This window comes from Arthrobacter sp. BGA-UO-ETr-C19 (genome assembly GCF_059568005.1).
In genome coordinates this window covers 195,673-208,894 of record NZ_JCAQPC010000023.1, presented here as the reverse complement: position 1 = coordinate 208,894, position 13,222 = coordinate 195,673, and the positions used below count along the sequence as shown (strand labels likewise).

Here is a 13,222-nt window from a genome sequence, read left to right as displayed (position 1 = left end):
TTCGTAAGTTCCTGCTTCGCGCCCCGGCGGTCAGACCGTCACGGTTTCAATGCCGTTCCGGCCGGCGCTTGCAAGGGGCAGGAGCTGGTCCCAGAGTTCCTGGGGGATGTCGTGGTTGAGCAGGCCGAGGGTCTCCTCGACGCGGGTCGGGCGGGACATGCCAACGATGGTGGATGCCACGCGCTCGTCTCGCACGGAGAATTGCAGGGCAGCTGCGGCGAGTGGGACGCCGTGCTGCCCGCACAGCGCTTCCATGCGCAGGACCCGGTCGATCGTCGCCTGGTCGACAGGTGCGTAGCAGTACCGCGGGACGGCCCGCGGTCCCTTGACGAGCATCCCGCCGCCGAAGGGGGCGGCGTTGACGAAGGCGACTCCGCGGCGGGCTGCGTCTTCCAGGAGCGGCTCGGCGGTCTGTTCGACGAGGGTGTAGCGGTTGTGGCTGATGACGGCGTCGAACGCGTCTGTGGCAAGGTACTGCAGCTCCAGGTCGATCGGGCCTCCGGCGACGCCCAGGTACTGGATAACACCCTGGTCCCGGAGATCGATGAGGGCTTCGAGGGGGCCTCCCTTGGCTACTCCCTCCTCGAACGAGATCTTCTCGGGGTCGTGCAGGTAGACGAGCTGGAGCTTGTCGAGGCCGAGGCGCTCGAGGCTTTCCTCGACGGACCGGCGGACGCGGTCTCCGGAGAAGTCGGTGCTCCCGGGAAGCGGGTCGACCTTCGTGGCGACGACGTATCCCTCGGGGATACCGCCGCGCTCGGCGATCGCCCGGCCAATCCGCTCTTCACTGGCCCCCCCGCCGTACTCGTTAGAGGTGTCGATGAAGGTGAAGGGCCCGTCGAAGACGCGCTGGATCGTGGCGACGGCGGTGTCCTCATCGACTTCGTAGCCGTACTGGGCGGGAAAGCTGCCGAGCGCGCTCGTGCCGACACAGATATCGGAGACTGTCAGATCGGTGCGACCGAAGGGACGAATGGACATGAAACTCCTGCTTTCTGAAGCTGAATGAGTTGATGATGGGTAGGCGTTTAAGCGGCCTGGGTTCTAAGCAGCCTGGGTTCGCCGGAAATGTTTGGAGAAGAATCCAGATATCCTCTGGACGCCGCCTGCGCTGGAGAGGAAGACGGCGAGGATGATTACTGCGCCCTTGATCACCAGCTGCGGTTCGGAGGAGATCCCGACGAGGTTCATAATGTTGATGATGGTCGTCAGGATGAACACGCCGATCACCGCGTTCAGGGGATCGCCCTTGCCGCCCATGAGGGAGGCGCCGCCCACGACGACGGCTGCGATGGCGTCGAGTTCGTAACCTACGCCGATGAGCGAGCTTCCCTGCCGTAGCTGGGCCGCGGCCACAAGGCCTGCGAGGCCCGCGAGCACGCCGGAGATGGTGTAGGTGATGATCAGGTTCCGGGCGACCGGCAGGCCTGAAAGCCTCGAGGCTTCGGGGTTGCCGCCGATCGCGTAGAGGGAGCGGCCGAACGTCGTGTACTTGGCCACGAGCGCCGCGACGACCGCAACGATGATGAAGATCAGGACCGGGTTGCGGATGCCGAGGAAGCTGCCGCGGGAGAAGGCCTGGATGAGCCCCTGGTCGCGGATCTCGATCAGGCTTGTTGACTGGATGATGTAGCTGAAGCCCTTGACGGCGCTCATCATGGCGAGCGTGGCGATGAACGGGGGGATGTTCAACCAGACGACGAGGACGCCGTTGACCAGTCCTGCGACAGCGCAGCAGGCCAGCACGAACACGACGGACGCGCCGGCGGGCATTCCGGCCTGCAGCGTCAATGCCGTAAGTACTGTCGACATGGCGAGGATCGATCCTACGGAGAGGTCGATGCCGCCCGTCAGGATGACGAAGTATTGGCCGATCGCCAGTACGACGACGATCGAGGCGGCCGTGATCACGTTTTCAGCGTTGCGGAACGTCAGGAAGTCGTCGGAGACGTAATAGCCCACCGCGATGATTGCGAGGAGCACGAGGATAAGGTAGCTCTTTGGCAGGGCTCGGAGGGCGCTGCCCCGCAGGCGGGAGCCGACGCTGGCGGATGGGGATGGGGAGGGGGCGCCACTTGTTGGAGGCAGGGGCGACAGGGTCCGGGACATGGTTGTTCTCCTGAATAGAAACTGATCGAGGGGGCCCTCAGGCGAAGCGCTCAAGGATGGCGTTGCCGGCGGGGTCGATGTCGTCATGGTCGAGTTCGGCGACGACTTGGCCGCGTGCCATCACGAGGACGCGGTCGCACATCATCGCCTCGGTGATCTCCGAGCTCGCCACCACGACGGTTCCTCCGGCCTGTGCGAACTCGCGGATGAGCTCGTACATGTCCTCCTTCGCCCCGACGTCCACGCCGCGGGTTGGTTCGTCGCACACGAGGATGCGTGACTGGCGGACAAGCCAGCGGGCCAGGATGGCCTTCTGCTGGGTTCCACCGCTCAGCGTCTTGAGCGGCTGGTTCACCCCGGAGACCTTCATGCCGAGCCGGGCCACCATCTCCCCGGCCACGCCGCGCTCCCGCCGGGACTGGATCACGCTCAGCCGGCTGAATTGCGGGAGGCTGGCCAAGGTGATGTTGCCGGCGACGCCCATGTCCGGGATGAAGCCCGCGGCTTTGCGGTCCTGCGGCAGCAGCCCGATCCCGCGGCGGATCGCGTCGCGGGGGGCACGGAAGTCCACGGCTTTCCCGTCGACGCGGATCTCTCCGGAGGTCCGCCGCCGCGCACCCGCGATGAGGCCAGCCAGTTCTGACTGGCCGCTGCCGATGAGCCCGGAGATGCCGAGGACCTCGCCTTCATGCAGTTCGAACGACACCTTGTCCACGTACCCCTGCTCGGAGAGGTCGCGGGCGGAGAGGATGACGCTCTCCCGAGGGCCGGCGCCGAGGCTGGGCGAGCGTTCCCCGCGGAGGGCTGCGTCGGCAATGGACCCTTCGAGGCTTTTCCCGACCATTGCCGTGACGACGTCGGCGGGCTTGGAGTCTGCCGTCTTCAGATCCGCGGCGTTCACGCCATCGCGCAGCACGGTCACGGCGTCGCATAGCGAGAAGAGCTCGTCCATGCGGTGTGAGATGTACAGCAGCGTCACGCCCTGTTCGGACAGCGACCGGAGGACCGTGAACAGCCGCTCAACATCGGGCAGGGGCAACGTGGACGTGGGTTCATCCAGTAGCAGGACCCGGGCGTCCTTGTGCAAGGCCTTAGCCAGCTCCACGGCCTGTTGCTCCGCTGTGGAGTAACTTGCTACGGGACGGCGGACATCCAGGTGGAAGCCTACGCGGTCGAGCGCCGTCCTGGCCTCGGCCTGCATACGCTGCCAGTCGACGGGGACCCCCGCCCGCCGGGGCAACTGGCCGAGGAAGATGTTCTCGGCCACCGAGAGCGACGGCACGAGCGAAAGCTCCTGGTAAATCGTGTGGATCCCGGCGCGCTGGGCATCCATCGGGTCACGGAACCGCTGAAGTTCGCCACCGAGGCGGATGGTTCCGTCGTCCGGGGATTCCGCACCGGAGAGGATCTTCACGAGCGTCGACTTGCCCGCGCCGTTCTGCCCGGCGAGTGCGTGAATGGATCCGCGGCTGACGCTGAAGCTGACGCCCTTCAGCGCCTGGACGCCAGGATAGGACTTGGTGACGCCGTCGAGCCGTAGCTCCGCAGCGCCGTCGTGGGTGTCTCGTGCCGTCTCCACCGCTGCGGTGGAAGGTGAGACCGGGTTATGGGCGAGCATCATGCTCCTTACATAGGGCTCTGGGTGGAACGGCCGACCACGGGCAGCGCCGGGCAGGGGCCTCAGTCTTTAGCGCGGACGTAGGTGTGCGTGGGGACGTAGTACTCGGGTGCTTCGGCGGGCGTAATCACCGTCGTGTCGATGTAGTTCGTCTTGTCCGGGCACTGGGACTGGTCGCCGTTGAAGGCGGCAAGTGCCATCCGCACTGCGGCGGCTCCCTGGTCCCACGGCTGGTTGGATGCGTCAGCCTGCAACGGGCCCTTCGGGTCGTCCACCATTTCCTTGATGGCTCCCATGCCGCCGTCATAGCTGGCCATGATGATCCCATCACCCCAGAGACCTGACTGCTGCAGGCCCTGGACAATGCCGCCGTGCATGACGTCGCTCATGCTGTAGATGACCTTGAGGTCCGGGTTGGCGGTCGCGACGTCGCGGATCGGTGCGAGCGCCTTATCGGGCTTCCACTCCCCGTACTTCGTGTCGAGCTTCACGGTGGTGACGCCTGGGTGCTTATCCATGACGCGGTTCCACCCCGTCATGAAGCCGTTGAATCGGAGGTCGCTTAGCACGTCTCCCGGGAAGCCGCCGATACCGACGAGCTTAATCTGGCCCTTGTCGCCGTACTTCTCGAGTGCCTTCTGAGCAGCGGTTTCGCCGGCGAGTGAGCCGGTGTGCTCCTGATCTTCCGCGACGTAGCAGAACATGTCCGGGACCAGGGATTTGTCCAGGCTTGAGTTGACGGTGACAACGGGTATGCCCGCATCCTTCAGCGCCTGAACCGAGGGTCCGACGCCAAGTGGGTCGTTCGGGTTCATGACGACGACGTCCACGCCCTTCGTGATGAGGGTCTGCACGTCAGCGTTCTGCCGGACGGTATCACCATTGGCATCCAGCAACTCGAGTCGCGCCCCGATCTTGCTCGCCTCGGCCTGGCCGCCCTCAACGAGGGTCTTCCACCAGTCACTGCCACTGATGCCGCGCTGGCTCCAACCGATGACCAGCCCCTTGCCGCTTGCCTTTTCCCCCGCATCGTCCGCGGCAGCGCCGCCCTTACAGCCAGCCAGCCCCAGCATGGCGACCGTCAGGACAGAAGCGCACAGAGCGGCCCTGCCAAGTCTTTTGTTCCGACGAATTCCAGTTGTAGTTCTCTGCATGAACAACACTCCCTTGTGTTCGTGACTACCCCACCTCGGGGCTACGTGAGCCAACTTACACCGTGAGTTAGCGCACTATCAAGAGCCTTTGGAAAAATCGGTCGAAGTTTTAATCCGCGCTGGTAATTCCGCCGCAGAGCCCGCAGAATAAGGGGAACGGCGAAGCAGTCTTCGATCAGCGACATTAGTAAGGGTGCTGATTTATCGCTAACTCAATCAACTCTTCTTCTGGCGAGTGCCATCGAAACCGCTCGCGCCAAACTAGGTAGGACAGATGTGCTCGGATCTTGACGAGAATCGGCCCCTGGAGCAGCGAGGCCGTTTGGATCGTGTATCGATGGTGGACGTCGCGGTGCTGGCGAGAGTCTCGACCCAGACTGTATCCCGTGTGGCGAACGGTAGCCCTGACGTGCGCGCTGCCACCAGGCGGCACGTCATTGCTGTGATGAACGAGCTGGGATACCGGCCCAACAGTGCGGCACGGGCACTGAGGCGTGGCAGTTTCCGGACCATCGGGGTGATCACGTTCTCGCTCTCCTCGCTGGGTAACATGCGCACACTGGAGGCCATTGCGCTGCGCGCAGCTCGGCAGGACTTCGCGATCACGCTGATCCCGGTGACGGCAGCCACCCAGGCGGGCATCCAGGGCGCGTTCTCGCGCCTGGGTGAACTCGCCGTTGACGCGGTGATCGCCATCATGGAGGTCCACCTCCTGGATGCAGCCACCGTGACGCTGCCTCCGGGCGTGAAGGTCGTCGTCGTCGACTCCGACGCCGGCGAGCAATACAGCGTGGTGGACACAGACCAGGCCGACGGCGCCCAAAAGGCCGTCCAACACCTTTTGGACCTTGGCCACAACACCGTCTGGCACGTCGCCGGCCCCGAGGAGTCCTTCGCCAGCGAACGCCGCGCCGCCGCGTGGCGCAGCACGCTCACTGCCGCCGGCAGGCCCGTCCCGCCTGTGCTCCGCGGTGACTGGTCAGCGGACTCCGGCTACGAGGCCGGGCTCCGGCTCGCCGACGAGCCCGGCTGCACCGCCGTCTTCGCCGCGAACGACCACATGGCCCTCGGCCTGCTCCGGGCCTTCCGCGAAAAGGGAAAAGCAGTCCCCGACGACATCAGCCTGATCGGCTTCGACGACGTCCCCGAAGCCTCCTCCTACGCTCCCCCGCTCACCACGGTCCACCAGAACTTCGCCGACGTCGGCAACCGGTGCGTCGACAACGTCCTGCAGCAAATCCGCACCAACACCACCGAACCCGGCGTCACGCTGGTGCCTACCCAACTGGTGGTCCGCGCAAGCACGGCGGCTCCCCCAAGTGGCTCCCTGAAGGCGGCCGATGCCAAATGGCCCCTTCATCAAGAAAAGGAGACGCGAATTGAAGACGGAAGAGAGCAGCACCTTAGTGAGCGGCGCATGGAAAAATCTCGTGGGGTGCACCGTCGAGGTACGTCGTAACGGCCACCGACTACGAAACGGAGTGGTGGAAGCGATACCCAGCGACTCGTCGATGATGTGGCTTCAATTTGACGATGTGCATGGCCGCCAGCTCATTATGAAGACCGACCCCTACGAAATGTACATTCTCGACTAATCCGTCGACCATCAGGGCCGGCAGGAATCCGGCCAAGACCGTGATCGCTCGGGTGTTAGCCCCACGACCCGGGGTGAACGCACCCGTGCGCCAAGCCTTTCCCTCACGGTTCAGACGGCCAACGGCGAGCAGAAGGCCGGCTTAGCCCGCGAATTCGGAATCAGCGATGCCCAAAGCGGAACCGTTGCCGTGCGTAGATTGCATAATGCGCTTCAGGAATTCGGCGTCGGCTATGACGTTCTCCTGGAGGTCGCCCGCTACGAATTCCAGCATGATGTCCAGCTCTTTACCGCTGCCGAGCAGCACCTCAGATATGCCCTGCCACAGCTGCGTTCGGTCCGCCAGCGGCAACCGTTCAGCCTGCGGCCACCAAGAGAAGCAGTGGACCCCCACTACATGCCCGATCACGTGGCGCAGCGACTCGAGTGCTTGGTGGTCGCCAAGACCGACGGAGGGCTGCCAGTAGGTGCCGACGGCACGCCGGTCCACCCGCCTGAGGAGTTCGAGCGTGGTCTCCGGCGTGTCCGTCAGCGTACCGCCGTGATACTCGAAGGCCAAGGTTGTGCCCCGTGTGGCCGCGAGCTCCGCGATCCGTTGCGTGTCTGCGACCACAGCGTCCCACTTCGCTGCGGTGGCTTCGGCGGAACCCACATCGCCGGCCCATATACGGATCCGGGGCGCGCCGAGTTCCGTTGAGCGAACAAGGATGTCCTCGAAGTCGCCGAATGAGCCGGCGCGGTAATAGGACCCCAAGGATAAGACGCGCAGCCCGGCGGCCTCCGTCGTGCACCGGGCATACGCCGCGGAGTCAGCATCGAGGACATGGACATCGGTCCCCCATTCGATTCCAGCCAGACCGGAGGAAGCGGCGGTTCGCACGACGTCGTTAATGCTGAGCGCCCGAAGGGTTACCGAGCACAGGCCCGGGCTGAGTTTCGTTGGCGGCACAGGAGGCCCCTTCTGCTTCCGGGCCAGCACGGATTTCAGCCGGACTGGCGTGTGCGGGTGACTTGACTCCTCACACTATGTGGCATGTAGTTCATAGTGAACAAAGTGCACAAAACTAAACACAAAAGGAGAGCGCTCCGGTGTTGACTGAGGACAGACAAAATCAGATCCTTCGGGAACTGTCACTCCGCGGGTCTTTGAACGCGGCTGAGTTCGCCCGGCGAATGGGAATCTCCGGCATGACCGTACGGCGCGATCTGGCCTTCCTCGACGGACAGGGCTTGCTGCAGCGTGTCCACGGAGGGGCTGTGGCGGCCACGAGCTCGGCCCGACGTCCTGCCGCGAAAGGTCACGGAGACTCCACGGATGCCGTCAGGGACTCACGGCATACTACTTCGGCCGGAAGGAGCGCCGGACCCTCCACCAGACAGCGCCCACTGGCCACCATCGGCATGATCGTACCCACCGCCAGGTACTACTTCCCCGGGATTATCAGGGGTGCCGAGGCTGCGGCTCAGGAGTTGGGTGTCAGACTGGTCCTTGGAGTCTCCAACTACTCCCCTGCCGAAGAAGAACGCCAGATTCAACGGCTCTTGAAAAGCGGTGTCGATGGGCTGCTGGTGACGCCCAGTCGCCAGACCCTGGCGAACACACCCACCCTTGGCCTGCTGGCATCAGCCGAAGTACCCGTGATCGTCGTGGAACGTTCGATCGATGGAGTGATGGATGACGGACATCTGGAATCGGTGCGGAGCGACCATGTGCGGGGGGCGGAGATCGCCGTCAACCACCTTGTGGCCCAGGGCCATCGGAAAATTGCGCTATGTGTGCGCGAAAGCAGTCCCACGTCATCACCCGTCGCCGAAGGCTACCGCCTTGCCATGCAGACGGCGGGGCTTTCGACGGATCCGGCCCTGATACGCACCATCACCCTGGCAGCCAACGACCCGGAGACGCTCCGTCAGGAGTTGGACAGCATCATCAGCGGGTTCGTTGGTGCGGGCACAACTGCCGCCATCGTTCACAACGACGAGGATGCGCTCATGTTTGCTGACTTGTGCGAGGCCCGGGAACTCCACATCCCGGGCGATCTCGCGCTGATGGCCTATGACGACGAAATCGCCTCCTTTGGGACCGTACCAATGAGCGCCGTGGCGCCGCCCAAGTTCGACGTCGGCTACCATGCCCTCCAAATGTGCCTCAACCGCCTGGGGGCCCGGCAGGGTTCGGGCCGTGCCCTTCAGAGGGTTATCCTGTCGCCCACTCTGATCGTCAGGGATTCGACAGCCGGCTGAGGTGACGGCAGGACCCCCTCCGAAGATGTCCACGAAAAATCCCTAATGTTCACTACTGTTCATTTCGTTGGGTTTGTTCAACTTTGCGTGTTTCATTGAAATACATCAGTGGCAGCGGCCACATCCCACCTTCGCATCGTGGATTTCAAGGGAGAACAAATGAAGCGTCGCAATCTGCTTATCGGGGCGGCCGGCCTGGCCAGCAGCGCACTGCTGCTGGCAGCCTGTGGAACAGGCCCGGGTCCGTCCACGGTACCCACGCCCGCCCAAGACGCCTCCGGCACCATTACTTTTTGGTCACCCCTGGCCGGCATGGACAAAGTGGCGGCCGCGTTCAACGCGAGCCAAAGCAAAATCAAGGTCACGTTCGAGACGGTCCCCAACGCCGACAGCGGGGGCTACGCCAAGCTGTCCACGGCCATCACCGCGGGTAACGGACCCGACGTCTCAACGATCGAATACCCGCAGTTGCCCCAGTTCGTCAGCAACGGCCAGGTGCAGCCCTTGGATGGACTGATCGACAAATCCGCCACCGTGGACAAGCTTGGCGGCGAAATCCGGGGCATGGTCCAATTCGGCGATAAGACCTACGGCGTGCCCTATGACGCCGCTCCCATGGTCATGTACTACCGCAAGGACATGCTGGCCAAGGCCGGCATCGACGTCCCCAAAACCTGGCAGGAATTCGAAGACGCGGCACGGAAGCTCAAAGCCGTTGCACCCGAAGCCTACCTGGCCAGCTTTAACCCCAACCAAGTACCGGCCACTGCCGGACTGGCCTGGCAGGCAGGGGCCAAATGGTTCGCTACCTCGGGCGACAGCTGGCAGGTCGGTGTGAATGATGACGCCACCAAGAAGGTGGCCGACTACTGGCAGAAGCTGATCGACAACAAACTGGTCAAGGTGACGCAGGCCTACAGCGATGAGTGGAGCCTCGATCTGGCAAACGGCACCGTCGTCGGCGTCATTGGGGCGAACTGGAGCGCAACGGGCATCCAGAAGCGCACGGAAGCGAGCGGACAGAAGGGGCAGTGGATCGCCGCGGAAATGCCGAACTGGGGCACGCCCGCCGGCGCCTTCTACGGCGGATCCAGCTTCAACGTCACCAAGAGCAGCAAGAACCCGGCAGCCGCCGCCAAATTCATCGAATTCCTGACCACAGACCAGGCTGCCATCAAGGCGCGAGGCAACACCGGCTCGGCTTTCCTGGCATTCCCGGGCCTGACTCCGGTGGCTGAAAGGGCCTACGACGCCAGCTACTTCGGCAACGATATCTACGCGGTCTTCGACAAGGCGTACACAACGGTCAGCCCGGGCTGGCAGTGGGGCCCCAGCTGGGACCTCACCAACACGGCACTCAAAGACGCCTACGGCAAGCTCAGCACCGGTGGCACTGTCCTGGAAGCCATAAACACGGCCCAGACGGCAACAGTGGCCGGACTCAAGCAGAACGGTCTTTCCGTCAAAGAGTAGCCCTGGGCTGCCTCCACGGAGGCAGCCCAGCCAGTTAGGAGATCTCCATGGCCTCTCAGGCCCCCATCGCTGTTCCGCTCCGCAAGCGCAGTGCAGCCCCAGGACGCAGTGCAGCCTCCGGAACAGGCGGCAGGACCGCGGCACTCTTCCTGGTCCCGTTCTTCGCAGTCTTTGCCATCGCCATGGTGGCGCCGGTCATCTACTCCATCGTGCTGAGCTTCTATGCGCAGCAGAAATCGGGTCTCGGTTTCGGCGAAGCCAAAACCGCTTTTGTTGGACTCGAGAACTACCTGCAGGTCCTGCAGTCGGAATCGTTCATCAGCGGCATCGCCCGGCTCGGCTTGTACTGCCTGATCTACATCCCCTGCATGGTGGGCGGCGCGGTTATTTTTGCGCTCCTCCTTGATGCAACGGTCGCCAGGGCACGCAAGCTGTTCCAGCTGCTCGTTTTCCTTCCGCACGCCGTGCCCGGCGTCATCGCAGCCCTGATCTGGGCGTACCTCTACACTCCCGGCATCAGCCCGCTCGTGCAGGCGCTCCAGGGCGGCGGCATCCAGATCAACTTCCTGGACGCACACATGGTCCTTCCGGCCATCGTCAACATCGGCGTGTGGGAATGGACCGGCTATAACGTCATCATCCTGTTCACCGCCCTGCAGGCCGTTCCACGGGAAATCCTCGAGGCGGCGCGGGTGGATGGCGCGGGCGAAATCCGCACGGCACTGAGCATCAAGTTCCCGCTCATCCTGCCTGCGCTGAGCGTGATCATGCTGTTCACCATCATCGGAACCCTGCAGCTCTTCACGGAACCCTCCATCATTGCCAAGGCCACGCCGTCCATCACCAGTACCTGGGTGCCCAACCTGTGGGCCTACGACGCGGCGTTCATCAGGCATAACCTCAACCAGGCCGCAGCCGCCTCAATCATCATTGCCGGGCTGGCAGCAATCCTGTCCCTGGTTGTCACCCGCTTCAGTTCCAGGATGAACAAACGATGACCACCAATACCCTGCCCCTCACCCGCAACAAAGAGACCAAGCCCATGGCTGTGAAACCCGCGCCGCGACAGAAGTCCACTGCCAACCAAGGCGGCTTCGGCAGCAAGCTCACCGTGAACGGGCTGCTGATCCTGGGCTCCGTTTACATGGTGGTCCCGGTCCTGTGGCTGCTCTTCGCGTCCACCAAGAACGCCGCAGACCTCTATGGCACCAGCGCCTACTCCTTTGGCAACTTTGCCCTCGTTGAAAACATCGTGGCAGTGGCTGCCCAGGACGGAGGAGTGTTCTTCCGGTGGATGGGCAACTCCGTCCTCTATGCGGGATTCGGTGCCGTCGCGGGCAGCCTCATCTCCGTGATGGCCGGCTACGCCTTCGACAAGTTCCAGTTCCGCGGCAAGGACTCCCTGTTTGGATTCGTGCTGGTTGGCGTCCTGATCCCCAACACGGCAACGGTGCTGCCCATGTACCTGCTGGCATCGGTGGCGGGAATGACCAACACCATCTGGGCCATCCTGATCCCCGTCCTGTGCAACCCGTTCGGCGTGTACCTGGCCCGCGTGTACGCCTCCTCCTATGTCCCGATGGAGACGCTGGAGGCAGCGCGCGTGGACGGCGCCGGAGCCATCCGTTCCTTCTTCTCGCTGGGCCTGCCCATGATGATGCCGGGCTACATCACCATTGCCCTGTTCCAGTTCGTCGGAGTATGGAACAACTTCATGCTTCCCCTGGTGATGCTCCAGGACCAGCAGCTGCTGCCGGTCAGCGTGGGCATCTCCATCTGGCAGGGCTACGCGGTCCCCCAGCCCGAGTTCGTCCCCATGGTGATCACAGGTTCGCTGCTCTCCGTCATTCCGCTGCTGCTGGCGTTCATCATGCTCCAGCGCTTCTGGAAGTCCGGCCTGACCGCGGGAGCCGTCAAATGAGCCCGGCAAACCTGAACGTCGCCCTTGCCATGGGCCCCGGCGTCGCCGCCAGGATCTTCTCCCCCCGGCGCCTGCAATCCCTGCACTCCGGTCTGCGGCTCCTGAGCCCGGAACCCATGGAGGACTTCACGTCATCACGTTCGCTGGGTCTGCTCGCAGAAACCGACATCCTCATCACCGGGTGGGGTTGCCCCACGGTGAACGGAGAGGTCCTGGATGCCGCCCCTCGGCTGCGCCACATCCTGCACGCCGGCGGGACCGTCAAGCACCACGTGGGTGATGAGTGCTGGGCGCGGGGCCTCCAGATCAGCACCGCGGCGGACGCCAACGCCATCCCCGTGGCCGAATACGCCTTGGCCATGATCCTGCTGGCGAACAAACGGGTCCTGCAGATTGCCCGGACCCTCCACGCCGAGAAGTCACCCATCGAGCCGGACGAACTGTTTCCGGAGATGGGCAACTACGGCAAACGCGTGGGCATCATCGGCGCGTCCAAAATCGGCAGGCACGTCATCCGGCTGCTCGAGCCCTACGACCTCGACGTGGTGGTGGCAGACCCCTACCTGAGCATCCAGGACGCCGCCGGCCTTGGCGTGCAATTGGTGGGCCTGGAGGAACTTGTGGAAAGCAGCGACGTCGTATCGCTGCACGCACCGTCGCTTCCCTCCACACGGAACCTGATCGATGCCGGGCTGATAGCGCGCTTGCAGCCCGGCTCCACGTTCATCAACACCGCCCGCGGCGAGCTGGTGGACCAGGAAGCACTACTGGCCCGGCTGGAACGGCACGAACTGTATGCCGTCCTCGACGTCACCACACCTTGGGTCCTGCCCGCGGATTCGGGCTTCTACTCCAATCCGAACGTCCTGCTGACCCCGCATCTTGCCGGCTCGCTCGGCGGTGAGCTGGAACGGCTCGCAGCCACCGCGGTGGCCGAAGCCCACCGCGTTTCCCGGGGCGAGCCGCTGCGCTTCCCCGTCCAGGTCGAGGACCTGGCCTTCACCGCCTAATCGGAGCACCGCCGTCGTACCTTGCATCTCCGGCATGCCCGCGCGCAATTCAGCGCGCAAAAAATGCCCAACGGGGCGCCTCGGCAACAGCTTTCACCA

Annotated in this window: 11 protein-coding genes; 6 read left to right on the top strand and 5 right to left on the bottom strand. The window is 63.9% G+C overall.

Going from position 1 to position 13,222, the window contains the following annotated elements; translation table 11 throughout:
• Positions 1 to 30: 30 nt before the first annotated feature.
• The 4 genes from AC57BR_RS17105 to AC57BR_RS17090 form a co-directional block, all read right to left on the bottom strand.
• Positions 31 to 981: an aldo/keto reductase gene (locus tag AC57BR_RS17105; protein ID WP_496362661.1), complete on the bottom strand. Its 951-nt coding sequence runs from the start codon at positions 979 to 981 to the stop codon at positions 31 to 33.
• A 63-nt stretch (positions 982 to 1,044) separates the two neighbouring features.
• Positions 1,045 to 1,983 carry an ABC transporter permease gene (locus AC57BR_RS17100; RefSeq protein ID WP_496362659.1) on the bottom strand — a complete coding sequence of 313 codons (939 nt, stop codon included), beginning with the start codon at positions 1,981 to 1,983 and terminating at the stop codon, positions 1,045 to 1,047.
• A 163-nt stretch (positions 1,984 to 2,146) separates the two neighbouring features.
• Positions 2,147 to 3,730, bottom strand: a complete 1,584-nt coding sequence (locus AC57BR_RS17095; protein ID WP_496362657.1) for a sugar ABC transporter ATP-binding protein — start codon at positions 3,728 to 3,730, stop codon at positions 2,147 to 2,149.
• Positions 3,731 to 3,789: 59 nt separating this feature from the next.
• On the bottom strand, positions 3,790 to 4,881 hold the full coding sequence (locus tag AC57BR_RS17090) for a sugar ABC transporter substrate-binding protein (RefSeq protein ID WP_496362655.1): 1,092 nt from the start codon (positions 4,879 to 4,881) through the stop codon (positions 3,790 to 3,792).
• Positions 4,882 to 5,203: 322 nt separating this feature from the next.
• On the opposite strand from AC57BR_RS17090, the gene AC57BR_RS17085 reads away from it, so the two are divergent.
• The gene (locus tag AC57BR_RS17085) at positions 5,204 to 6,340 is read left to right on the top strand and encodes a LacI family DNA-binding transcriptional regulator (RefSeq protein ID WP_496362653.1); all 1,137 of its coding nucleotides are present in this window, start codon (positions 5,204 to 5,206) and stop codon (positions 6,338 to 6,340) included.
• 277 nt (positions 6,341 to 6,617) lie between these two features.
• Here the strand turns inward: AC57BR_RS17085 and AC57BR_RS17080 are convergent, their stop codons facing one another.
• The gene (locus AC57BR_RS17080) at positions 6,618 to 7,424 is read right to left on the bottom strand and encodes a sugar phosphate isomerase/epimerase family protein (protein ID WP_496362651.1); all 807 of its coding nucleotides are present in this window, start codon (positions 7,422 to 7,424) and stop codon (positions 6,618 to 6,620) included.
• Positions 7,425 to 7,564: 140 nt separating this feature from the next.
• Between AC57BR_RS17080 and AC57BR_RS17075 the strand changes: the two genes are divergently transcribed.
• The 5 genes from AC57BR_RS17075 to AC57BR_RS17055 all read left to right on the top strand — a co-directional run bounded on the left by AC57BR_RS17075 (position 7,565) and on the right by AC57BR_RS17055 (position 13,123).
• The gene (locus AC57BR_RS17075) at positions 7,565 to 8,719 is read left to right on the top strand and encodes a LacI family DNA-binding transcriptional regulator (protein ID WP_496362649.1); all 1,155 of its coding nucleotides are present in this window, start codon (positions 7,565 to 7,567) and stop codon (positions 8,717 to 8,719) included.
• A gap of 159 nt (positions 8,720 to 8,878) precedes the next feature.
• Positions 8,879 to 10,192, top strand: coding sequence for an ABC transporter substrate-binding protein (locus tag AC57BR_RS17070; protein WP_496362647.1), 1,314 nt, complete (start codon positions 8,879 to 8,881; stop codon positions 10,190 to 10,192).
• A gap of 47 nt (positions 10,193 to 10,239) precedes the next feature.
• The gene (locus AC57BR_RS17065; RefSeq protein WP_496362645.1) at positions 10,240 to 11,190 is read left to right on the top strand and encodes a carbohydrate ABC transporter permease; all 951 of its coding nucleotides are present in this window, start codon (positions 10,240 to 10,242) and stop codon (positions 11,188 to 11,190) included.
• Positions 11,187 to 12,113 carry a carbohydrate ABC transporter permease gene (locus AC57BR_RS17060; protein ID WP_496362643.1) on the top strand — a complete coding sequence of 309 codons (927 nt, stop codon included), beginning with the start codon at positions 11,187 to 11,189 and terminating at the stop codon, positions 12,111 to 12,113. The genes AC57BR_RS17065 and AC57BR_RS17060 overlap by 4 nt, the downstream gene beginning before the upstream one ends.
• Positions 12,110 to 13,123, top strand: a complete 1,014-nt coding sequence (locus AC57BR_RS17055) for a hydroxyacid dehydrogenase (protein ID WP_496362641.1) — start codon at positions 12,110 to 12,112, stop codon at positions 13,121 to 13,123. The genes AC57BR_RS17060 and AC57BR_RS17055 overlap by 4 nt, the downstream gene beginning before the upstream one ends.
• Positions 13,124 to 13,222: the final 99 nt, after the last annotated feature.

Coding starts and splice junctions, on each gene's coding strand:
- AC57BR_RS17070 (WP_496362647.1), top strand. CDS start 8,879: ATGAAGCGTCGCAATCTGCTTATCGGGGCGGCCGGCCTGGCCAGCAGC.
- AC57BR_RS17090 (WP_496362655.1), bottom strand. CDS start 4,881: ATGCAGAGAACTACAACTGGAATTCGTCGGAACAAAAGACTTGGCAGG.
- AC57BR_RS17065 (WP_496362645.1), top strand. CDS start 10,240: ATGGCCTCTCAGGCCCCCATCGCTGTTCCGCTCCGCAAGCGCAGTGCA.
- AC57BR_RS17060 (WP_496362643.1), top strand. CDS start 11,187: ATGACCACCAATACCCTGCCCCTCACCCGCAACAAAGAGACCAAGCCC.
- AC57BR_RS17095 (WP_496362657.1), bottom strand. CDS start 3,730: ATGATGCTCGCCCATAACCCGGTCTCACCTTCCACCGCAGCGGTGGAG.
- AC57BR_RS17055 (WP_496362641.1), top strand. CDS start 12,110: ATGAGCCCGGCAAACCTGAACGTCGCCCTTGCCATGGGCCCCGGCGTC.
- AC57BR_RS17105 (WP_496362661.1), bottom strand. CDS start 981: ATGTCCATTCGTCCCTTCGGTCGCACCGATCTGACAGTCTCCGATATC.